The sequence below is a fragment of the Bradyrhizobium lablabi genome (genome assembly GCF_018129385.1).
Lineage (GTDB): Bacteria > Pseudomonadota > Alphaproteobacteria > Rhizobiales > Xanthobacteraceae > Bradyrhizobium > Bradyrhizobium lablabi_C.
Map to the genome: position 1 here is coordinate 49,349 of NZ_JAFCLN010000002.1, position 21,299 is coordinate 70,647.

A 21,299-nucleotide genomic window follows, 5' to 3' on the forward strand; every position below is an offset into this window, starting at 1 on the left:
GGAACCTTCTAGCCTGTGAGACGAACGCCGCATTTTTGGGCGGCGTTACGCATCACAATGCTTCGGTAGCGTCCATGTCATTCGATACCTCCACGCTTTACGTCGTCGCGGCCATGATCACGGCCATGCTTGGCGCGATGCTGGTGTTCTTCGGCAGGCAGGAAAACATCTCGGCGCTGAAATGGTGGGGCAGCGCATATCTGATCGGATCGGGTTCGGTCGCGCTGTGGACGATCGCCGGAACCAGGCTCGGCGGCCCGATGTCGCTGGCGCTGACCACCATCGCCTTCCTCTCCTGCGGCATGGTCTGGAACGCCTCGCGCGTGTTTCACGGCCGCAAGGCCAATTGGCCCGGCGTGGTGCTGGGGGCGATCTTCTGGCTTGCCACCATGACGACGCTGCTGCCGAGCGAGGCCGCCCTGCGGCTGACCATCGGCGCGACCATCGTTGCCGTCTATGCCGCGCTGACGGCCGGCGAATTGTGGAACGAACGCCGCCGCTCGATGCAAAGGCGCTGGCCGACTGTCGCGGTCCCGGTCATGCACGGCTGCGTGCTGATGCTGCCGATCCTGCTGGGCGATCTCCTGCGCGCCCACGACGAGAATTTTGCCCATAGCATCTGGGTGACCGTGTTCGCGGTCGAACTCGTGCTTTATGCGATCGGCACCGTGTTCGTGATCTTCATGCTGGTGTCGGACCGCACGGTGGCCATGCACAGGAACGCGGCTTCGACCGATCCGCTGACCGGCCTGTTCAATCGCCGCGGCTTTTCCGAAGCCTGCGCGCGCGTGATCGAGCGCGAGGCCAAGGCCGGGCGGCCGGTCAGCGTGATGATCTTCGACATTGATCATTTCAAGGGGATCAACGACCGCTGGGGCCATCCCGCGGGCGACGAGATCCTGAAATTGTTCGCGACCGTTATCGCCAGCAATTTGCGCTTTTCCGACCTCTCGGGCCGAATCGGCGGCGAGGAGTTCGCGGCCCTTCTGTCCTGTTCGCTGGAAGAGGGCGTGCTGGTGGCCGAACGCATCCGCGAAGCCTTTGAAGCGTCCGACATCGTCGTCGACGATTGCAAGGTGGACACGACAGTCAGTATCGGCGTCGCCGGGGGACCGGCCGGCACCGAACTGGAGGTGCTGTTGGCCGCGGCCGACACCGTGCTTTACCAGGCCAAACGCAATGGCCGTAATCGCGTGGAGGCGGCGGAGGAGATGCCGCTGTCGCTGGAACACTGGCGGCGCAAGAGCGCGGGGCTCTCGGCCTCCGAACGCCAGAAGCCGGTCAGCGTTTAGGGTAAACCTCTCGTTTACCATTCGCTCCATATCATCTGCGGTATGGACTCATTGCGCCGACGAAGCCCGCAAGCTGCCCTGACGGCACTGGAAGCCGACGCGATATCGGCGCGCGGCGGGTTTGCCTGCCTGTTTTCCTCCTCGGATGAATACGAGATGGCGCTGATCTCCGAGCGCCGTGCGCAGGGCCGTTACGCCCGACGGGGAGGCTGGCCGACGGTGATATTTGTCGGCTGCGCGCTGGCGGTGGCGGCCACGGTGCTGCTGCTGAACTGACACGAACGTGAAAAATCGGGAATGGAGGGCGCCACCGGGCGCCTTTTTCTTTTGCAAGGCGCTCTGCTAGAGATTTGGCGTCCCCCAAACAGAGGCGCATCCCGATATGATCACCGAAATCGCCCAGATCGACGTCAAGCCCGGCACCGAGAAGGATTTTGAGGCAGCAGTCGCCAAGGCCAAGCCGCTGTTTCTGCGTGCCAAGGGCGGCAAGGGTTTCGAGTTGCACAAATCGATCGAAAAGCCGTCACGCTACCGGTTGATGGCGCAATGGGAAACGCTGGAAAATCACACCGTGGACTTCCGCGGTTCTGAGGATTTCACGGCTTGGCGCGCTCTGGTGGGCGAATATTTCGCGGCACCGCCCGAAGTCGAGCATACCGAGACGGTGGTGGCGACCTGACCGATCAGGCCGCAGCGGGATGCAAACTGCTTTCCGTCTTGAAGTGGGTGATGATCACCTTTGCGATCGCCATCAACGGTAGCGCCAGCGCCAGGCCCCAGATGCCGAAGACCACACCGAGCAGGATCTGGAATGCAAATAGCGTCGCAGGCGGAATGTCGAGCGCCTGGCGCTGGATGAGCGGCGTGAGGATGTAGCTTTCCAACGCGTGCACGCCGAGGAAGAGGATGAAGGCGCTCAGGCCGGCGATCCAGCCTGAGGCGAGGCTCGCCAGCACCACGATCAGGCCGCCGAGGATCGCGCCGACGGTCGGGATGAAGGCGAGCAGGCCCGCCTGAATGCCGAGGATGAACGAGCTGGGAATGCCGATGATGGCAAGGCCGATCCAGGTAACGAAGAAAACCGCCGCCATGGTGATGATCTGCGCGATCAGCCAGCGCTCGAGCGTGTAGCCGATGCGGTCGATGATGATGGTGGTCCGCGCACGATGCTTCGCAGGGGCCATGAACAACAGGCCCTCGCGATAGACGCCGGGCTGCACCGCAAAGGCCAGTCCCAGAAACAGCACGATGAAGAAATTGCCGACCACGCTCACGGTGCCGAGCAGCACCTTGAAGGTCTGGCCGAGGATCGCGCCGCCGCTGGAGGCGATCGCACTGGCGCTCGGCAGATTGTGCGGTAGCGAAGCTGACGGTGTTGTCGATGTCTCCGAGCCGGATTGCGTTGCACTGAAGGAGTTGAGATCGAAGAAGCTGGTGTCGACGCCATGGCTGTCGAGGAAGGTTTTGACGGTCGTGAGCTGAGATTTGATCGTGTTGCTCAGGATCGTCGCCTGCTGGGCAATGGTGGTGCCGCCGAGGAACAGGATGCCTGACAAGATGGCGACAAGCGCGAGGCAGACGATGGCGAGCCGCACCGATTGCGGCAGCGGCACCACGCGTCCGAGCAGCCCGGTCATGGCATTGAGCGCCACGCCTAGCAGCATGCCTGCGAAAATCAGGAACAGGGTCGCCGCAAAATACCAGGCCAATGCCAACAGCGCGACGAACAGCACGATGCCGCATCCGCCGACCGATATCGACCATGCCAAGTCGTTGCGCGCCTGAAGACGATCGCCGGTCGAATCTGTCACGTTGATCCCCCTCAACCCCGCGTTTTCCGGAAGCACTCATTCGACAAAACGCGGCCGGGATCAAGCGGTCAGAAACGCGCCGGTTTGACGCTAGCCGGCAGGGTATGCCAAGCGGGTCGGCACGAGAAGGCGAGGCTGATGAATTTCAAATGGATCGGGCCGCTGGCGCTGCTGGCGGCGCTGGTAGTCGGCGACCAGATCAGGATCAACCGTCCCGGCCACAAATACCGCATGACCGTGGAGGTCGAGACGCCGGAAGGCGTCAAATCCGGCTCGGGAATCCTGGCCGTTACGCCGGATCGGGGCTACAGCCGCAAGGGCCGCACCAGCACCTCGGGCGACGCCGTGTCCGTTGATCTCGGGGCCGGCAAGAATCTCGTCGCGCTGCTGGCGCATGTCGAGGACGGCAAGATCGATCTCGACGCGACGAATTACGTGGCATTGCGCGCCTATGGCGCCGCCGCCGGCCGACGGGTGAATTTCAACGACATGAGCAAGCAGACCGGGATCGTGCCGGTGAAGGGTGCGCTGATTCCGGCACTGGTCACGTTCGCCGATCCGGCCGACCCGGCAACCGCGCGCACCGTGCCGCCGGACGCTCCGGAGGCCGCGCTCGGGAAGGGCTATCGCCTGCGCGGCATCACGGCCGAAGTGGTGCCCAATGGCTTCTGGCCGATCGATTTCGGCGGCCCGCTCGGTGAGCCGGTGACGCGGGGGATCGCGGCCAGGCTTTCGTGGCTCGAGCGGCCGGACGGGGCGCTGGCGGCCCTGAGGGCGGCTGGATTGCCGGGAGAAGGGCCTCAGGAGGCCCGCGAGGCCTTTACGCGGAAATAGCAGGGCAGGGTCGCGCCCGTCTGTAACATATTGATCCGGCACGGAACCGAGGGCATGATCGTCTCCGGAATCGAGGCTCAACGAGAAAAACATTCTTCGAGACATTGATCACATGAGACGGCCGGTCGTCGGTATCATCGGCAATTCGCATCACATCGAGAATCGATTTCACATTCAGGGTGTTGGCGAGCGCAATCTGCGAGCCGTCGCCGAGGTTTCAGGCGCCATTCCGCTGATGTTTCCGTCCATTCCGGAAATCACGGATGTCGGTGCCCTCTTGGATGTCGTCGATGGCGTGGTGCTGACCGGGGCGCGTGCCAACGTGCACCCCATGCGGTTCAACGTCGACCCCTGCGAAAAGCACGAGCCCTACGACATCCATCGCGACGACGTTGCGCTGGCCGTGTCGGAAGCGTGCGTTGCGCGCGGCGTGCCGCTGTTCGGCATCTGCCGCGGCCTCCAGGAGATGAACGTTGCGTTCGGCGGGTCGCTGCACCCGGAGATCCGCGAATTGCCGGGGCGGATGAACCACCGTATGCCGCGGTTGGAGAACGGCGACATCCATCCCGACCCGAGGGTGATCTTTGCCGACCGTCACGAGGTCCGGCTCACGCCGGGTGGCATGTTTGCAAAAATACTGGGCTGCGAGACCATTCGCGTGAATTCGTTGCACGGGCAGGGCATTTTGGAGCCGGGCAAACGTGTGCTGATCGAGGGTATTGCTGAAGACGGCACCATCGAGGCGATCCGCATCGCGGACGCGCCCGGCTTTGCGCTCGGCGTGCAATGGCATGCGGAATACGATCCGCAGCGCAATCCCATCAACCGCGCGCTGTTCGAGGCATTTGGCCAGGCGCTGGTCGAGAAGCGCGCAAGCTAAACGTCGGGCCGGGGGCCCGTGTTGCTCCGGGATACTACGGGGCGGAATTCGGGGGATTGTCAGCCGGAAGTCGGCTAAGCACGGCGGTACGGGAATAAAGCCGATCCGATCGGGCGGCTGCTAGTCAGATATCCAGACCCGTGAAGTCGATGACGCGATCAACCCGCTTAGCGCTGGCGATGGTCTTGGTGGTCGTGCTGACCTGCTGCATCGTGACGGGCTTTGCGTTCTATTTTGCTGCGACGCCCCAGGCGATCGGAAGCACGATTGGCAGCGCGGCGCTCGCCGGCGGCGCCACCGCTGCGCTTCTTGCGATCGCTTTCACCTTCGTCGCCGCCAAATATATCGACGGCCGCACTGTTGCCGCCGCGAACGCGCCTGGTGTTCGCGATCAGGCCGAGCAGGCGCGGACCTTTCAGGCGCTCATCGACGACAAGCAAATGGCGCAGTCCATCATCGAAAGCGCGCTCGATGCATTCGTGCAGACCGACGAACGGTGTGTCGTTCTGAACTGGAGTCCGCACGCCGAAGCCCTGATGGGCTGGACGCGGGCGGAAGCGGTTGGCGTGAGCGTGGCGCAACTCGTCTTTCCGGAAGCGCAGCGCGTCACGCATCAGCAATGGGTGGATCAGTTCCTTCGCGAGGCCTCCGGCGAGACCTCCGGCGGCCGGTACGAAACCGCGCTCCGGCACAAGGACGGCCATGAATTCTTCGCCGAGATATCGCTGACGGCGCTTCGGCGCGCTGATGGCTACATCATCAATGCATTCATCAGGGACATCACTGCCAAGCGTGCGGCGGAAGCGCAACTCTTCCACGCCCAGAAGATGGAGTCCGTCGGACAGTTGACCGGGGGCATTGCTCACGACTTCAACAACATGCTGACGGTGATTACGGGCACGATCGAAATCCTTGCCGAGGGCGTCAAGGACGATCCGAATCTCGCCGCCATCGCGGGGATGATCGACGATGCGGCCGACCGGGCATCGCAGCTCACAGCCAACCTGCTGGCGTTCGCCAGAAAGCAGCCGCTGTCTCCGGTCGAAACCAACATCAACGTGCTGGTCGCCGAGACGGTCCGGCTGCTCACGCCGACGCTCGGGCGGCAAATCGTGATCGAGACCCGGTTGGCCGAAACGGCCTGGCCAGCATTCGTTGATCGCAGCCAATTGAGCTCGGCGCTGGTCAATCTGGCGATCAACGCGCGCGATGCGATGCCCGATGGCGGCACGCTGGTCTTCACGACCGGCAATTTTAGCCAGGCCGATCCCTGCACATCGACGAGCGGACTTGCACCGGGCGACTACGTCGTGATCGAGGTCACCGATATCGGCAGCGGAATCCCGGCTGCAATCCGCGACAGGATTTTTGAACCGTTCTTCTCGACCAAGCAGTTCGGCGCGGGCTCCGGGCTCGGTCTCAGCATGGTATTCGGATTCGTCAAGCAGTCCGGCGGCAGCATCGTCGTCGACAGCGAGGAAGGCAAGGGCGCCGGTTTTCGCATCTATCTTCCGAAGGCGGATGCCGCGCCTGCGCAAGTGCCGGACGCTGCGACGGCAATGCACGAGGCGGCCGTGCGCGGCGGTCCGGAAACAATCTTGTGTGTGGAGGACGAAGACGTGGTGCGGGGCCATGTCACGCAGCGCCTTGAGAGCCTCGGCTACAAGGTGATCGCCGCCGCCAATGCGGCGCAAGCCCTCGAGCTGGTCAATGCCGGAACGCGGTTCGATCTTCTGTTCACCGACATCACCATGCCCGGCGCGCTGAACGGACGCCAGTTGGCCGCCAAGGTCGCCGCGCTGCGGCGGCCGCTGCGTGTGCTCTACACCTCTGGCAACACGTTCGGCGCGTTCGGCTCCACCGGAAGTCTTGACGATGACGTGTTGATGCTGGCCAAACCCTATCGCAAGGCAGAGCTCGCGCGCATGGTCCGGCTCGCGCTCGACCGGCCGGTCGACCACATGGGCGATCCGATTCCGCTGCCTTACTCGGCGCAGCAGGACGTCGAGCGCTTTCTGGCCGAGAATCCTCCCAGACCGGCGCAGAGCTAGCTTCTGGCGGAGGTCCTGCCCGCAGCGTGGACTTCTGCTATCGTCCCTCGCGGGAAACAGGAGCGAGCCATGCAAGTCAGTCGATATTCGCGGCGTGACCTCTTGAAGGCCTCTGCGGCGTCAGCCGCGGCGGCCTTCTTCGCCGAACCGTTGCGGGCCGCCGCACCGCCGGCTTCGGCCGTCACGCCCGCCCTGGTCGAAGCCGCGACGAAGGAAGGCAAGCTCTCCTTTTACAGCGCCCTCGAGCTGAATGTCGCCGAGCGCCTGGCGCGAAATTTCGAGGCTAAATATCCCGGCATTGCCGTGCGGGTCGAGCGCTCCGGGGCCGAGCGGATCTTCCAGCGCATCGCGCAGGAGCAGGGCAGCGGCATCAAGGCGGTGGATATCGCCAACTCCACCGATCCCGCACATTACCTCGACTGGAAGAAGAGCGGCTGGCTGGAGGCCTATGTTCCAGAGGAGGTCGCGAAACATTTTCCGTCCGACCAGGTCGATCCTGACGGCACGCATGCGACGGCCTGCGCCTGGGTCGAGGCGATCGGCTACAACACCGGTCTCGTCAAGCGCGAGGATGCGCCAAAGAGCTACGCCGATCTGCTTGATCCGAAGTGGCAGGGCAAGATCGTGAAGGGCCATCCCGGCTATAGCGGGGCGATCCTCACCGCGACCTTCGTGCTGTCCCGTGATCTCGGCTGGTCGTATTTTGAAAAGCTCGCGCAGCAGAAGGTCATGCAGGTGCAGTCCGCGGCCGATCCGCCGAAGAAGATCCTGCTCGGCGAGCGGGCGGTGATGGCCGACGGCAACGACTACAATCTGGTGCTGCTGAAGGACCAGGGGAAACCGGTCGAGGTCGTCTATCCGACCGAAGGCGCGCCGCTGATCATCGTGCCTTCAGGCATCTTCCGTGGCGCGCCCAATCCGAATGCGGCAAAGCTGTTCCAGCATTTCTTCTTCAGCGCCGAGACCCAGCAGATGCTGGTGGATGTCTTCGCCCATCGCTCTTTCCACGCGCAGGTGAAAGAGAAGGGAGCGCACATTCCGCTCGCCGACCTGAAACTGCTCAAGGCCGATCCCGCCGCCGTGCAGGCGCAGAGCGAAGAGATCAAGAAGAGGTACACGAAGATTTTCGGCGTGTGATCCTTGCCTGCAAAAGCAAAAGGCGCCCCGATCGAGGGCGCCTTTCGTTAGCGAAGCCGTAGCGCGGGGCGGAAACGTCCGCCGCCCGCGTTACTGCGAATAGTACATGTCGAATTCGATCGGGTGCGGGGTCATCTCGAAGCGGGCGACTTCGGTCATCTTCAGCTCGATATAGCTGTCGATGAAGTCGTCGTCGAACACGCCGCCGTTCTTGAGGAACGCACGGTCCTTGTCGAGGTTTTCCAGTGCCTCGCGGAGCGAACCGCAGACGGTCGGGATCGACTTCAGCTCTTCCTTCGGCAGGTCGTAGAGATCCTTGTCCATCGCCGGACCCGGATCGATCTTGTTCTTGATGCCGTCGAGGCCCGCCATCAGCATCGCGGCGAAGCCGAGATAGGGGTTGGCCATCGGGTCGGGGAAACGGACCTCGACGCGCTTGGCCTTCGGATTGGCGGTGTAGGGGATGCGGCAGGAGGCCGAACGGTTGCGCGCGGAATAGGCGAGCAGCACCGGGGCTTCATAGCCCGGGACCAGGCGCTTGTAGGAATTGGTCGAGGGGTTGGTGAAGGCGTTGATCGCCTTGGCGTGCTTGATGATGCCGCCGATGTAGTGCAGGCAGGTTTCCGACAGGTCGGCATATTTGTTGCCGGCGAACACCGGCTTGCCGTCCTTCCAGATCGACTGGTGGCAGTGCATGCCCGAGCCGTTGTCGCCATAGACCGGCTTGGGCATGAAGGTGGCGGTCTTGCCGTAGATGTGGGCGACCTGGTGGATGCAGTATTTGTAGATCTGCATCTGGTCGGCCATCAGCGTCAGCGTGTCGAACTTCATGCCGAGCTCGTGCTGGGCGGAAGCAACCTCATGGTGATGCTTTTCGACCTTGACACCCATCTTGGCCATGGCGCCCAGCATTTCCGAGCGCATGTCCTGCACGGAGTCCTGCGGCGGCACCGGGAAGTAGCCGCCCTTGGTGCGGATGCGGTGGCCGAGATTGCCGCCTTCATATTCGGTGCCGGAGTTGGTCGGCAGTTCCGAGGAGTCGAGCCTGAAACCGGTGTTGTAGGGATCGGCGGAGAAGCGCACGTCGTCGAACACGAAGAATTCGGCCTCGGGGCCGAAGAACACGGTGTCGCCGACGCCCATCGACTTCACCATCGCCTCGGCCTTCTTGGCCATGCCGCGCGGGTCGCGGTTGTAGGGTTCGCCGGTGGTCGGCTCCAGCACGTCGCAAACGATGACCATGGTGGTCTCGGCGAAGAACGGGTCGATCGTCGCGGTGACGGGATCGGGCATCAGGCACATGTCGGATTCGTTGATCGCCTTCCAGCCGGCAATCGACGAGCCGTCGAACATCTGGCCTTCGGCGAACGTGTCCTCTTCGATCATGCTGACGTCGAAGGTCACGTGCTGCCACTTGCCGCGCGGATCGGTGAAACGCAGGTCGACGTATTTGACGTCGTTGTCCTTGATCGATTTCAGGACGTCTTTGGCGGTCTTCATGAATACCCCTTTGTCTTGCGGCCGGTTTCCAGGATTGAAACGAGGTTTTTCGATATTTCGCGAACGGGAGATCGCGAATGATCAGACTGCCGATGCAGCCTTTTTGTTGTTGTTGGATATCGAAATTCGGATAGCACCCGCCTCAGATAGCGTCCAGCCCGGATTCGCCGGTTCTGATCCGGATCGCTTCCTCGATGTTGGAAACGAAGATTTTGCCGTCGCCGATGCGTCCGGTTTGGGCCGCACGGCGGATCGCATCGATCGCCTTTTCGACCAGGTCGTCGCCGATCACGATCTCGATCTTCACCTTGGGCAGGAAATCCACGATGTATTCTGCACCGCGATAGAGCTCGGCATGGCCCTTCTGACGGCCGAAGCCCTTGGCTTCGGTGACGGTGATGCCTTGCAGGCCGACTTCCTGAAGCGCCTCCTTCACCTCGTCGAGCTTGAACGGCTTGATGATGGCTTCGATCTTCTTCACTGAACGGCCTCCCGGCACTTGCAAAATTTCTGGTCACAGCCTCGGTCGATGCTGCATACGACACGACGTCGGTTCGATCCTATGTCCCCGCCAAAGGGCGGGAAATTCTCACAATTGCCGATCATCCTGAGCCGGCTTCCCCGAAAGCAGGGTCTGTGCCAAGTTGTTAACGTGCCAGTTTTTCGGAGCGTTATCAGACTTTTAACAGGCAGTTTGGAGAAGTCGGATGGCGCACTTGATGATAGCGAAGCTCACGAAATAGGCAAACAGATCAATTCGTGTGCACTCTTGCGGGTACGGCCGCCCCGCAAAAAAGCATATGCCTCAGTAACGGGCGGACAGACCGGGGATTCGGCATGGAAGTTTTGACCACATCCGAAATGGAGCATGCTGATCGCCTTACGATCACCGCAGGCACGCCCGGCTTTGCGCTGATGCTCAGCGCGGGTCAGGCGGTAGCGGAAGCGGCGATGGATCTCGCCGAGGAAGGGCCGATCGTGGTGGTCGCCGGCCGCGGCAACAATGGCGGCGACGGATTCGTTGCGGCCGCCGAGCTCGCCGCGCGCGGCCGTGAAGTCTCGGTCATCCTGCTGTGCGAGCGCGACAGCCTGCAAGGGGATGCTGCTTCCGCCGCACGCGGCTGGAAATATCCGGTGCTGCCGTTCAATCCGCAGGCGATCGGAAAACCCGCGCTGATCGTCGATGCGCTGTTCGGCGCCGGCCTCAACCGTCCGGTGAAGGGCGAGCCGCATGACATGATCGAGGCGATCAATGCCAATGGCGCGCGCGTTCTGGCGGTCGACCTGCCGAGCGGCATCAACGGCACGACCGGTGCCGTGATGGGCGTCGCGGTGCGCGCCGCGGAGACCGTGACGTTCTTCCGGCGCAAGCCGGCGCATCTGTTGCTGCCGGGGCGAGTTCATTGCGGCCGCGTTCGCGTCGCCGATATCGGGATCAGCTCGGGCGTGCTGGACGAGATCAGGCCGCAAACTTTTGAGAACGCGCCTGACACCTGGGCCGCCTCGTTTCCGCTGCCGAAGGTCGACGCGCACAAATACGTCCGCGGCCATGCCGTGATCGTCTCCGGCGACATGGCCTCGACCGGCGCGGCGCGGCTGGCGGCGCGCGGCGCGTTGCGCGCAGGCGCCGGCCTTGCCACGCTGGCCTCGCCGCGCGATGCGCTCGCCGTGAACGCAGCCGCACTCACGGCGGTGATGGTGCGCCCCGTCGACACCGCGATCGAGTTCGGTGAATTGATCAGCGACAAGCGCCTCAACGCCTGTGTGATCGGGCCGGGCGCCGGCATCAGCGAGCGCACCCGCGATTTCGTGCACACCGCGCTGTCGGCCAAACGGCATCTCGTGCTGGATGCCGACGCGCTGACCAGCTTTGCCGATGCGCCGGACCGGCTGTTCGAGTCGATCAAGGCTGCGGAAGATCCGCAGGTGGTGCTCACCCCGCATGAAGGCGAGTTTCCGCGGCTGTTCAGCGACATCAGCAACAAGCATCCGCTGCGCTCCAAACTGGAACGCGTGCGCGATGCGGCGGAGCGTTCCGGCGCGGTCGTGCTGCTCAAAGGCCCCGACACGGTGGTGGCATCTCCCGACGGCCGCGCCTGCATTGCCTCCAACGCGCCGCCATGGCTTGCCACGGCCGGCGCCGGCGACGTGCTGTCAGGCATGATCGCGGGAATGCTGGCGCAGGGCGTGCCGGCATTCGAGGCGGCCAGCATCGGCGTCTGGATGCACGGCGAGGGCGCGCGCGAGGCGGGCCCCGGATTGATTGCGGAAGACTTGCCGGAAGTGCTGCCGGCCGTCTTTCGTCAGCTCTACGACGAGTTCGGAATCGATTACGGACAGGGCCTGTCCCGCTACTGAAGCACCAGATATTTCGCGACCGCCGCTTCATTCCATTCGAGCCCAAGCCCGGGACCACGCGCGGTTACGGTGCCGTCAACAATCTCCACCGGCCTGACAAGAATGGCGCCCGCAAAATCCAGAAACTCAAGCCAGTGCGCGGTCGGCGTCACCGCCAGCACATGAGCGCTGGCTTCGACAAACAGATGGCTCGACATCGGAATCGAGGCAGCTTCCGCCTGGCCCGCCACGCGCAGCCATCCGGTGACGCCGCCACACTTCATCAGGTCGGGCATGATGAAGTCGCTGGCGCCCGCGGCGATCGCTTCCGCAAATCCCCGCGGGAACCACCAGTTCTCGCCGGCCTGGATCGGCGTCGGCGAAGTGGCGCGTACCTTGGCGTGCCCGAGCAAGTTTTCCTGCGCCACCGGCTCCTCGATCCAGGTGAGATCGTAAGGCGCCAGCCGCTCGATACGGCGCGTCGCCTCGGCCGGATCCAGCGACTGGTTGAAGTCGATCATCAGCGCGACATCAGGGCCGAGCAGGGCGCGCACGCCAGCTACCACGCGCTCGTCGTTGGCGGCATCGCCGTCGCCGCCCTTGATCTTGATGCCGCGAAATCCGCGGTCGAGCGAACGGCGCAGCGCCTTCTCGTCGGCGACGGGATCGACCACGCCATAGCTGTCATAGGCCTTAATCGGCTTGGGCGAGCCACCGAGCAATTCCACGACCGGCTTTTCCGCGGCTTTGCCCAGCGCATCCCAACAGGCCATGTCGAGGCCGGACACGGCCATGCCGACCAATCCTTGCCAGCTCAGCAACCTGAATTTCGCATCCATCGCCGCCATCAGGTCGAACGGTGCGACCGGCCGGCCGACCAGCTCGCGGCCGATTTCCTCGATCAGATGCGTCAGCGCCTTCAGCGTGAGTTTTGTGTAGGCGAACAGATAGGAATGCCCTGTGATGCCGGAATCGGTTTCAACATCGATCAGCACCAGCGGCGCTGCGTCGATGGTGGCAAAGGCGGTTTTCACCGGCCGCGCGATCGGCGCGACGATGGCACGCGTCTTCACGCCGCGGATGGCGGGAACAGGTTTGCTCATGCTGACACCCTCACTCGACGGCGTACCATCGCACGAGCCGCGGCGCCGCCCAATCCGCCGCAACGGACTCCAGCAACCAGCGCCCCGCATATTCCGCCGCGAAGGCGATGCGCTGGGTCTGCCCGGGCTCGATCGCGAGCGTGTCCAGCCAGAACGGCTTCCAGCCATCATCCAGCCGGTCGAGCAGCCGGAAATGATGGCCGTGGAGATGGAACACGGTGGGAATAGGATTGCGGTTGGTCAGCGCCAGCACGACGATGCGTCCGGCCTTGGCGCGGAAGACGGGCGGGGCTGTTGGCGCGAAGCTGGAGGGCGCGACCCATTCCGCCGAAGGCCCGCCGAGCGGCAGATCGACGCGAAGTGCGTTCTTGAGATCCAGCTGCGCGGGCAGTCCATTGGATGGTAGCGGCGGAGGAGGGGGAAGTGGTGCAGCACGCGCGGGCGGATCGCGAGAGACAATTACAAAGCCGATCGTTCGCGCTTCCCTGCCTTCGTGTAACAGGATCTTGAGGTTGCTGCCCGGAGGGGCTGTAACGTCGACAAAGGCGTCTACGCGGCTGCCCGGCGCCAGCAGGAGCGTCCCGTTGCGCGCCAGGAACGGTTCGGCAGGTTGGCTGTCGATCGCCATGACCGTGACCGCGACGGATTCCAATTTCAAGGCAATGACGGTACGCGGACTGCCATTGATGAAGCGAAGTCTGAGGCGCTCATTGGATCGAGCTGAGACATCCAGCGAGGGTTTGCCGTTAAGCGTATAGGAAACCATCGTTTCCTTGGGATCGACGCCCGGCGCGATGGCCGTTCCATCAGGTCGAACCCGCCATTCCTCGATGAGCAGCGCTTCGTCGCGCTCGACGGCAACGGCCTCGCCCTCCTGCACGACGACGGCATGCGGTCGCGACGGCCGATCTCCGGCCAAAAGGCTCATGTCGCACAGAAGGGTTCCGGCACGCCGTAGCGGAATCGCAACGCTTTCCTGTGCCCCGGGCGCAAGCGGGCGGCGCGCCGTCAGGGGTTCGACCGCGGGGACGCCATCGAGCCCCCGCCAGTTCAGGACGACGGCCGCCGGCAAGTCGTTGCCTAGATCAAATGTCGCGGTCTCGCCCCGGCGGAAGCGCAGCTCGGGCGCCCCGAGCGACCACACGGCCGCCTCCGGGCTGCCATTGCGCAAGGCGATTCCGCTCGCCTGTGCCCGCATGGCGATCCGTGACTGCGCTGCAACCTGGGAGGCCGCCAAACCGGCCAGGGTTGAGGTCCCCAATCCGATCAGGAACTCGCGCCGGTTCAGTGGAAAATTCGCTCTTGTCATGAGGCCGATCCGGACCATTTTTGAGGTGAGATGTCCAGTTGCGACGGTTTGGCCTCAACGGCCCAAACCGGCCATTTTTTTGCTGCGAACCGGCCGGCACATGTTATAAGCCGCGCCGCCCGCGGCATCGCGGCCGGACATGATGCTCTACGCGGGCGTGGCGGAACTGGTAGACGCGCTGGATTTAGGTTCCAGTGACGAAAGTTGTGGGGGTTCGAGTCCCTCCGCCCGCACCAAGCGCTGGAAGCGTTTGCCTGACGAATTCTGGAGAACTTTTCCTCAGGCCGAGGACGGTTCGCCGATCCACTGGCGCAGGTCCTTTGAGGGCCAGCGCCGAATATTTTGACAAGGTCTTCGGCCTTCCGGCCGGGACGAACGCGGAAGAAGATTGACGCCATGCAGGTCACCGAAACCCTCAACGAGGGACTGAAGCACGAATTCAAGATCAGCGTTCCCGCGACCGATCTCGATGCCAAGGCGGACGCCAAGCTGGTCGACCTCAAGGACAAGGTCCGCCTCAACGGTTTCCGTCCCGGCAAGGTGCCGGTCAGCCATCTCAAGAAGGTCTATGGCCGCTCGGTGATGGCGGAGACCATTGACCAGACTATCCGCGACACCAACACGCAGATCTTCACGGAGCGCGGCTTTCGCCTCGCGACCGAACCCAAGATCACGATGCCGACCGAGGAGAAGGAAGTCGAAGAGCTTCTCGCCGGGAAGACCGACCTGACCTACACGGTGGCGATCGAGGTCGTGCCGGCGATCCAGCTCGCCGACTTCAAGAGCTTTACGGTCGAAAAGCCCGTCGTCGACGTGACCGACGCCGATGTCGATGAAGCCATCAAGCGCATCGCCGACCAGAACCGTCCCTATTCGGCCAAGGCCGAGGGCGCGAAGTCCGAGAACGGCGACCGCCTCACCATCAGCTTCAAGGGCTCCATCGACGGCGTGCCGTTCGACGGCGGCACCGGCGAGGGCATTCAGCTCGTGATCGGCTCCGGCCAGTTCATCCCGGGCTTTGAGGAGCAATTGATCGGCATGGGCACCGGCGAGACCCGCACGCTGAAGGTGACCTTCCCGAAGAACTACGCCAGCGAAAAGCTCGCCGGCCAGGCGGCCGAATTCGAGACCACCGTGACCGCAATCGAAGCGCCCGGTGAAACGAAGATCGATGACGACTTCGCCAAGACGCTCGGCCTCGAATCGCTCGACAAGCTGAAGGAAGCCGCGCGCGAGCGCCTCAATGCCGAATTCGCCGGCGCGATCCGCCAGCGTCTCAAGCGCACGCTGCTCGACCGGCTCGATGAGGCCCACAAGTTCGAGGCTCCGCCGTCGTTGATCGCCGAAGAGTTCAACCTGATGTGGAACTCGATCAAGGCCGAGATGGAATCGAGCGGCAAGACCTTTGCCGACGAGAACACCACCGAAGAGGCGGCCAAGGACGAATACCAGAAGATCGCAGATCGCCGCGTCCGCCTTGGGCTCGTGCTGTCCGAGATCGGGGAGAAGAACAAGATCACCGTCACCGACGACGAGGTCAGCCGCGCCGTGATCGAGCGGGCGCGCTCGATGCCCGGCCGCGAGAAGGAAGTCTGGGATTTTTATCGCAACAATGCCGGCGCGCTCGCCCAGCTTCGTGCGCCGATCTATGAAGACAAGGTGGTCGATTTCATCCTCGAACTCGCCAACGTCACCGAAAAGAAGCTGACGCGGGAAGAGCTGTTCAAGGATGAAGAAAACGAGAAAACTGCCGCCTGATAGAGCGACGCCGCGTTAATGATGAACGGCGAAACCGGCCCGGCGGCGGCATCCGTCGCTAGGACGGGCTGCGCGAATCAGCTTGAACTCGGGCCGTTCCCGTCAGATTGGCTGACCTTGCCGTGGCAGATTTCGGCCATATCTGGTGGGCACTGTCTTGGAAGTCCTGCATCACTTTTGGGGTGACACATGCGCGATCCCGTTGAAACCTACATGAACCTCGTGCCGATGGTCGTCGAACAGACCAACCGCGGTGAACGCGCCTACGACATCTTCTCGCGCCTTCTGAAAGAGCGCATCATCTTCCTCACCGGCCCGGTCGAGGATGGCATGTCGACGCTTGTCGTCGCGCAGTTGCTGTTCCTGGAAGCGGAGAACCCGAAGAAGGAAATCTCGATGTACATCAACTCGCCGGGCGGGGTGGTGACGTCGGGCCTTGCGATCTACGACACCATGCAGTTCATCCGTCCTCCCGTGCAGACGCTGTGCACGGGGCAGGCCGCCTCGATGGGCTCGCTGCTGCTTGCTGCCGGTGAGAAGGATATGCGCTTCTCGCTGCCGAACTCGCGCATCATGGTGCATCAGCCCTCGGGCGGCTTCCAGGGCCAGGCGACCGACATCATGCTGCACGCCCAGGAGATTCTGAATCTCAAGAAGCGGCTGAACGAGATTTACGTGAAGCACACCGGGCAGAACTACAAGGCGATCGAGGACGCGCTCGAGCGCGACAAGTTCCTCACCGCCGAGGATGCCAAGGCGTTCGGTCTGGTCGACAAGGTGATCGACAAGCGTCCTGACGATCCGTCCGCGGTAAAGGCAGCCTGACCTCGCAACGCTTGAGGCGATCCGGCGTTGTCCGGCGGACAGCGCCGGTATTGGTGGCCGACCGTGTCTCGCCTGTGCCCCCGCACAGGCGAAAAGTTCCGCTTTCGTGCTCCTTCGGCCGGCGTGGCAATCTCGCAACGCTCGCACGATTTCGCTCGAAAGAGCCCGTACGATTGCGGAAAATCACGGTATTGTCACGGTGTTCGGCCTGCGCCCGGTTAGCGAATTCTTGATAGTCGGGTGTCAGCATGGTTGGCTGTGTCGGATCAGATATGATCGCGGGGGATTCGAGTACGTCGCGATTCGCGCGGCGATGTAAGGTTAAGGTCTTTTTTGGTACGGAATTTGCTCTATCTAACCCTATGGTCCGGACTGTTCCGGAATGGGCCGGTCGAGCAAAGGGTTCGAACGGCGGACGGAGACGAGAATGAGTAAGGTCGGCACGAGCGACTCCAAGAACACCCTGTATTGCTCGTTCTGCGGCAAGAGCCAGCACGAAGTCCGCAAACTGATTGCAGGACCGACCGTCTTCATCTGCGACGAATGCGTCGAGCTCTGCATGGACATCATCCGCGAGGAGAACAAGTCCTCGCTGGTGAAGTCGCGCGACGGCATCCCGACCCCGAAGGAAATCTGCAAGGTGCTGGACGATTACGTGATCGGCCAGAGCCACGCCAAGAAGGTGCTCTCGGTCGCCGTTCACAATCACTACAAGCGGCTCAATCACCAGACCAAGCACAATGACGTCGAACTGGCGAAGTCGAACATCCTGCTGATCGGTCCGACCGGCTCGGGCAAGACGCTGCTGGCGCAAACGCTGGCGCGCATTCTCGACGTGCCGTTCACGATGGCGGATGCGACGACGCTGACCGAAGCCGGCTATGTCGGTGAGGACGTCGAGAACATCATCCTGAAGCTGCTGCAAGCCGCCGACTACAATGTCGAGCGCGCGCAGCGCGGCATCGTCTATATCGACGAAATCGACAAGATCAGCCGCAAGTCCGACAACCCGTCGATCACCCGCGACGTGTCGGGCGAGGGCGTGCAGCAGGCGCTGCTCAAGATCATGGAAGGCACGGTCGCTTCGGTCCCGCCGCAGGGCGGCCGCAAGCACCCGCAGCAGGAATTCTTGCAGGTCGATACCACCAACATCCTGTTCATCTGCGGTGGCGCCTTCTCGGGCCTCGAGAAGATCATCTCCGCGCGCGGGCGTTCGACCTCGATCGGCTTCGCGGCCCAGGTGCTGGCGCCGGAGGATCGCCGCACCGGCGAAATCTTCCGTCACGTCGAGCCCGAGGACCTGCTCAAGTACGGCCTCATTCCGGAATTCGTCGGCCGCCTGCCGGTCGTTGCGACGCTGGAAGATCTCGACGAGGCTTCGCTGAAGAAGATCCTGACCGACCCGAAGAACGCGCTGGTGAAGCAGTACCAGCGCCTGTTCGAGATGGAGAATATCGAGCTGACCTTCGCCGACGAGGCGCTTGGCGCGGTCGCCCGCAAGGCGATTGAGCGCAAGACCGGCGCACGCGGCCTGCGCTCGATCCTCGAGAGCATCCTGCTTGAGACCATGTTCGATCTTCCGGGCCTGGAAGGCGTCGAAGAGGTCGTGATCTCCCGCGAAGTGGTCGAAGGAACCGCGCGTCCGCTCTACATCTATGCGGACCGTTCCGACCGCGCGGTCGAAACTTCGGCCAGCGCCTGACGGGCGCTGGCGGCAGCCTGTTGAATACTCCTAAAGTGGGGCGCGCGGACAACGATACCGCGGCCCGAGTTGCGTAGGCATTACTACGCGTTAGCTCGTATTTTCGAGCATTTTTCAGTGACTTGACACCCCCGTACCCGATAGCCACCTAATGCTATCGGAAGCTGAATCTGACGCCAGATTCGGTTACCATCGATCCGGAGAAGCAGGCTCTGACAGGGCCGAACGGCCCCGGAAGCTCTCGGCACCTTGTGGCGGTTGCGCAATCGGGCGGGCTGCGTGCAAGGGGGCACAACATAAGGAACAGGCCATGACAACTTCCAAACCCCGGCCAACCATCGTCCACGGCGAAAGCCACTCTTATCCGGTGCTGCCGCTCCGCGACATTGTCGTTTTCCCGCACAACATCGTGCCGCTGTTCGTCGGCCGCGAGAAATCGATCCGCGCGCTGGAAGAGGTGATGAAGAACGACGCGCTGGTGATGCTCGCGACGCAGAAGAATGCGTCGGACGACGATCCGGCTCCGGACGCGATTTACGAAACCGGTACGCTCGCCAGCGTGCTTCAGCTCCTGAAGCTTCCCGACGGCACCGTGAAGGTGCTGGTCGAAGGGCTTGAGCGCGCACGCATCGAGAAATATTCCGACCGCGCCGAATATTATGAGGCGACCGCGGTCGCGCTCGCCGACACCGATGCCAATTCCGTCGAGGCCGAGGCCCTGGCGCGTTCGGTCGTGTCGGATTTCGAGAGCTATGTGAAGCTCAACAAGAAGATCTCCGCTGAGGTCGTCGGCGTGGTGCAGGCGATCACCGACTTCGCCAAGCTCGGCGATGCCGTTGCCTCGCATCTGGCGGTGAAGATCGCCGATCGTCAGGCCATCCTGGAGACGCTGTCGGTCACTCAGCGCCTTGAGAAGGTGCTCGGCCTGATGGAGAGCGAAATCTCCGTGCTCCAGGTCGAGAAGCGCATCCGCTCGCGCGTCAAGCGCCAGATGGAGAAGACCCAGCGCGAGTACTATCTCAACGAACAGATGAAGGCGATTCAGAAGGAACTCGGCGACGACGAGGGCCGCGATGAGCTCGCCGATCTGGAAGAGAAGATCGCCAAGACCAAGCTTTCCAAGGAAGCGCGGGAGAAGGCGCAGCATGAACTGAAGAAGCTGCGCCAGATGTCGCCGATGTCCGCGGAAGCGACCGTCGTGCGCAACTATCTCGACTGGCTGCTGTCGATCCCGTGGAACAAGAAGTCCAAGGTGAAGAAGGATCTGGAGGCCGCGCAGGCGGTTCTGGATGCGGATCACTATGGGCTCGAGAAGGTCAAGGACCGCATCGTCGAGTATCTCGCGGTGCAGTCGCGCGCCAACAAGCTGACCGGGCCGATCCTGTGCCTGGTCGGGCCTCCCGGCGTCGGCAAGACCTCGCTCGGCAAGTCGATCGCGAAGGCGACGGGGCGCGAATTCGTGCGCGTCTCGCTCGGCGGCGTGCGCGACGAGGCCGAGATCCGTGGTCACCGCCGCACCTATATCGGCTCGATGCCCGGCAAGGTCATCCAGTCGATGCGGAAGGCGAAGACTTCCAATCCGCTGTTCCTGCTGGATGAGATCGACAAGATGGGCTCGGACTTCCGTGGCGATCCGTCATCGGCGCTGCTGGAGGTTCTGGACCCCGAGCAGAACGCGACCTTCAACGACCACTATCTTGAGGTCGACTACGATCTGTCGAACGTGATGTTCATCACGACCGCGAATACGCTCAATATTCCGGGCCCGCTGATGGACCGCATGGAGATCATCCGGATCGCCGGCTACACCGAGAACGAGAAGGTCGAGATCGCGCGCAAGCACCTGATCCCGAACGCGCTCTCCAAGCACGGCCTGGATTCCAAGGAATGGTCGATCGACGACGACGCGTTGCTGCTGATGATCCGCCGCTACACCCGCGAAGCGGGCGTGCGTAACCTGGAACGTGAGCTTTCGACACTGGCCCGCAAGGCGGTGAAGGACCTCATGATTTCCAAGAAGAAGTCGGTCAAGGTCACCGAAACGACTCTGGAAGAGTATTTGGGTGTTCCGAAGTACCGCTTCGGCGAGATCGAGAGCGAGCCGCAGGTCGGCATTGTCACCGGCCTTGCCTGGACCGACGTTGGCGGCGAGCTGCTGACAATCGAAGGCGTCATGATGCCCGGCAAGGGCAAGATGACGGTCACGGGCAACCTGCGCGACGTGATGAAGGAGTCGATCTCGGCGGCTGCGTCCTATGTGCGCTCCCGCGCGATCAACTATGGCGTCGAGCCGCCGCTGTTCGACCGGCGCGACATCCACGTGCACGTTCCGGAGGGCGCGACCCCGAAGGACGGCCCGTCCGCGGGTGTTGCGATGGCCACCGCGATCATCTCGGTCATGACCGGCATTCCGGTCCGGCACGATGTCGCGATGACCGGCGAAATCACGCTGCGCGGCCGCGTGCTGCCGATCGGCGGCCTCAAGGAGAAGCTGCTCGCCGCTGCCCGCGGCGGCATCAAGACGGTGCTGATCCCCGAGGACAACGCCAAGGATCTCACGGAGATTTCCGATGCGATCAAGGGCGGCATGGACATCATCCCGGTCGCCCGGCTCGACGAGGTCGTGGCGAAGGCGCTGGTCCGCGTGCCCACGCCGATCGTCTGGGAAGAGGACACCAAGGTGGCCGTCAACCCGGAATCCGGCGATGAGGCGGCCGGCGGCCTGACGGCGCACTGAGCCATCGCCTGCACGAAATGATA

General features: G+C 63.0%; 17 protein-coding genes and 1 tRNA gene. 13 read left to right on the forward strand and 5 right to left on the reverse strand.

Going from position 1 to position 21,299, the window contains the following annotated elements:
- Positions 1–74: 74 nt before the first annotated feature.
- The 3 genes from JQ628_RS03725 to JQ628_RS03735 all read left to right on the forward strand — a co-directional run bounded on the left by JQ628_RS03725 (position 75) and on the right by JQ628_RS03735 (position 1,971).
- Complete coding sequence (locus JQ628_RS03725; protein WP_212219504.1) at positions 75–1,292, forward strand: GGDEF domain-containing protein; 1,218 nt, start codon at positions 75–77, stop codon at positions 1,290–1,292.
- A 42-nt stretch (positions 1,293–1,334) separates the two neighbouring features.
- The gene (locus JQ628_RS03730) at positions 1,335–1,568 is read left to right on the forward strand and encodes a hypothetical protein (RefSeq protein WP_212219507.1); all 234 of its coding nucleotides are present in this window, start codon (positions 1,335–1,337) and stop codon (positions 1,566–1,568) included.
- A gap of 106 nt (positions 1,569–1,674) precedes the next feature.
- The gene (locus JQ628_RS03735; RefSeq protein WP_212219510.1) at positions 1,675–1,971 is read left to right on the forward strand and encodes an antibiotic biosynthesis monooxygenase family protein; all 297 of its coding nucleotides are present in this window, start codon (positions 1,675–1,677) and stop codon (positions 1,969–1,971) included.
- 4 nt (positions 1,972–1,975) lie between these two features.
- Here JQ628_RS03735 and JQ628_RS03740 read toward each other — a convergent pair whose 3' ends face one another.
- Entirely contained in the window at positions 1,976–3,103 is a 1,128-nt protein-coding gene (locus tag JQ628_RS03740) for an AI-2E family transporter (RefSeq protein ID WP_349628015.1), read from the reverse strand.
- A gap of 138 nt (positions 3,104–3,241) precedes the next feature.
- On the opposite strand from JQ628_RS03740, the gene JQ628_RS03745 reads away from it, so the two are divergent.
- The 4 genes from JQ628_RS03745 to JQ628_RS03760 all read left to right on the forward strand — a co-directional run bounded on the left by JQ628_RS03745 (position 3,242) and on the right by JQ628_RS03760 (position 8,005).
- A complete protein-coding gene (locus JQ628_RS03745) occupies positions 3,242–3,937 on the forward strand; it encodes a hypothetical protein (RefSeq protein ID WP_212219513.1) in 696 nt (231 codons plus the stop codon).
- Positions 3,938–4,049: 112 nt separating this feature from the next.
- Positions 4,050–4,817, forward strand: coding sequence for a gamma-glutamyl-gamma-aminobutyrate hydrolase family protein (locus tag JQ628_RS03750; RefSeq protein WP_212219515.1), 768 nt, complete (start codon positions 4,050–4,052; stop codon positions 4,815–4,817).
- 149 nt (positions 4,818–4,966) lie between these two features.
- Positions 4,967–6,868, forward strand: a complete 1,902-nt coding sequence (locus tag JQ628_RS03755) for a PAS domain-containing sensor histidine kinase (RefSeq protein ID WP_212219519.1) — start codon at positions 4,967–4,969, stop codon at positions 6,866–6,868.
- A 69-nt stretch (positions 6,869–6,937) separates the two neighbouring features.
- Complete coding sequence (locus JQ628_RS03760; protein ID WP_212219522.1) at positions 6,938–8,005, forward strand: extracellular solute-binding protein; 1,068 nt, start codon at positions 6,938–6,940, stop codon at positions 8,003–8,005.
- Between the two features lie 90 nt (positions 8,006–8,095).
- Here the strand turns inward: JQ628_RS03760 and glnA are convergent, their stop codons facing one another.
- On the reverse strand, positions 8,096–9,505 hold the full coding sequence (gene glnA, locus JQ628_RS03765) for a type I glutamate--ammonia ligase (RefSeq protein WP_212219525.1): 1,410 nt from the start codon (positions 9,503–9,505) through the stop codon (positions 8,096–8,098).
- A gap of 142 nt (positions 9,506–9,647) precedes the next feature.
- Positions 9,648–9,986 (reverse strand): P-II family nitrogen regulator, encoded by a 339-nt coding sequence (locus JQ628_RS03770; protein ID WP_011441447.1) that lies wholly within the window; start codon positions 9,984–9,986, stop codon positions 9,648–9,650.
- Between the two features lie 356 nt (positions 9,987–10,342).
- Here JQ628_RS03770 and JQ628_RS03775 point away from each other — a divergent pair, with 356 nt between their 5' ends.
- Positions 10,343–11,863 carry an NAD(P)H-hydrate dehydratase gene (locus tag JQ628_RS03775; protein WP_212219528.1) on the forward strand — a complete coding sequence of 507 codons (1,521 nt, stop codon included), beginning with the start codon at positions 10,343–10,345 and terminating at the stop codon, positions 11,861–11,863.
- On the opposite strand, the gene JQ628_RS03780 is transcribed toward JQ628_RS03775, so the two are convergent.
- A complete protein-coding gene (locus tag JQ628_RS03780; protein ID WP_212219531.1) occupies positions 11,857–12,945 on the reverse strand; it encodes an enolase C-terminal domain-like protein in 1,089 nt (362 codons plus the stop codon). The genes JQ628_RS03775 and JQ628_RS03780 overlap by 7 nt on opposite strands.
- Positions 12,946–12,955: 10 nt before the next feature.
- Positions 12,956–14,254 (reverse strand): multicopper oxidase family protein, encoded by a 1,299-nt coding sequence (locus tag JQ628_RS03785; RefSeq protein WP_212219534.1) that lies wholly within the window; start codon positions 14,252–14,254, stop codon positions 12,956–12,958.
- Between the two features lie 151 nt (positions 14,255–14,405).
- Between JQ628_RS03785 and JQ628_RS03790 the strand changes: the two genes are divergently transcribed.
- From JQ628_RS03790 to lon, 5 genes are all read left to right on the forward strand, one after another.
- Positions 14,406–14,490: transfer RNA gene (locus tag JQ628_RS03790), tRNA-Leu, on the forward strand.
- 160 nt (positions 14,491–14,650) lie between these two features.
- Entirely contained in the window at positions 14,651–16,012 is a 1,362-nt protein-coding gene (gene tig, locus JQ628_RS03795; protein WP_212219537.1) for a trigger factor, read from the forward strand.
- 189 nt (positions 16,013–16,201) lie between these two features.
- Positions 16,202–16,837, forward strand: a complete 636-nt coding sequence (locus JQ628_RS03800; protein WP_212219540.1) for an ATP-dependent Clp protease proteolytic subunit — start codon at positions 16,202–16,204, stop codon at positions 16,835–16,837.
- Positions 16,838–17,264: 427 nt separating this feature from the next.
- Positions 17,265–18,539 (forward strand): ATP-dependent Clp protease ATP-binding subunit ClpX, encoded by a 1,275-nt coding sequence (clpX, locus tag JQ628_RS03805; RefSeq protein WP_212219543.1) that lies wholly within the window; start codon positions 17,265–17,267, stop codon positions 18,537–18,539.
- A 310-nt stretch (positions 18,540–18,849) separates the two neighbouring features.
- On the forward strand, positions 18,850–21,276 hold the full coding sequence (lon, locus tag JQ628_RS03810; RefSeq protein ID WP_212219546.1) for an endopeptidase La: 2,427 nt from the start codon (positions 18,850–18,852) through the stop codon (positions 21,274–21,276).
- The last annotated feature ends 23 nt before the right edge of the window (positions 21,277–21,299 follow it).

Coding starts and splice junctions, on each gene's coding strand:
- JQ628_RS03725 (WP_212219504.1), top strand. CDS start 75: ATGTCATTCGATACCTCCACGCTTTACGTCGTCGCGGCCATGATCACG.
- JQ628_RS03730 (WP_212219507.1), top strand. CDS start 1,335: ATGGACTCATTGCGCCGACGAAGCCCGCAAGCTGCCCTGACGGCACTG.
- JQ628_RS03735 (WP_212219510.1), top strand. CDS start 1,675: ATGATCACCGAAATCGCCCAGATCGACGTCAAGCCCGGCACCGAGAAG.
- JQ628_RS03745 (WP_212219513.1), top strand. CDS start 3,242: ATGAATTTCAAATGGATCGGGCCGCTGGCGCTGCTGGCGGCGCTGGTA.
- JQ628_RS03750 (WP_212219515.1), top strand. CDS start 4,050: ATGAGACGGCCGGTCGTCGGTATCATCGGCAATTCGCATCACATCGAG.
- JQ628_RS03755 (WP_212219519.1), top strand. CDS start 4,967: ATGACGCGATCAACCCGCTTAGCGCTGGCGATGGTCTTGGTGGTCGTG.
- JQ628_RS03760 (WP_212219522.1), top strand. CDS start 6,938: ATGCAAGTCAGTCGATATTCGCGGCGTGACCTCTTGAAGGCCTCTGCG.
- glnA (WP_212219525.1), bottom strand. CDS start 9,505: ATGAAGACCGCCAAAGACGTCCTGAAATCGATCAAGGACAACGACGTC.
- JQ628_RS03775 (WP_212219528.1), top strand. CDS start 10,343: ATGGAAGTTTTGACCACATCCGAAATGGAGCATGCTGATCGCCTTACG.
- JQ628_RS03780 (WP_212219531.1), bottom strand. CDS start 12,945: ATGAGCAAACCTGTTCCCGCCATCCGCGGCGTGAAGACGCGTGCCATC.
- JQ628_RS03785 (WP_212219534.1), bottom strand. CDS start 14,254: ATGACAAGAGCGAATTTTCCACTGAACCGGCGCGAGTTCCTGATCGGA.
- tig (WP_212219537.1), top strand. CDS start 14,651: ATGCAGGTCACCGAAACCCTCAACGAGGGACTGAAGCACGAATTCAAG.
- JQ628_RS03800 (WP_212219540.1), top strand. CDS start 16,202: ATGCGCGATCCCGTTGAAACCTACATGAACCTCGTGCCGATGGTCGTC.
- clpX (WP_212219543.1), top strand. CDS start 17,265: ATGAGTAAGGTCGGCACGAGCGACTCCAAGAACACCCTGTATTGCTCG.
- lon (WP_212219546.1), top strand. CDS start 18,850: ATGACAACTTCCAAACCCCGGCCAACCATCGTCCACGGCGAAAGCCAC.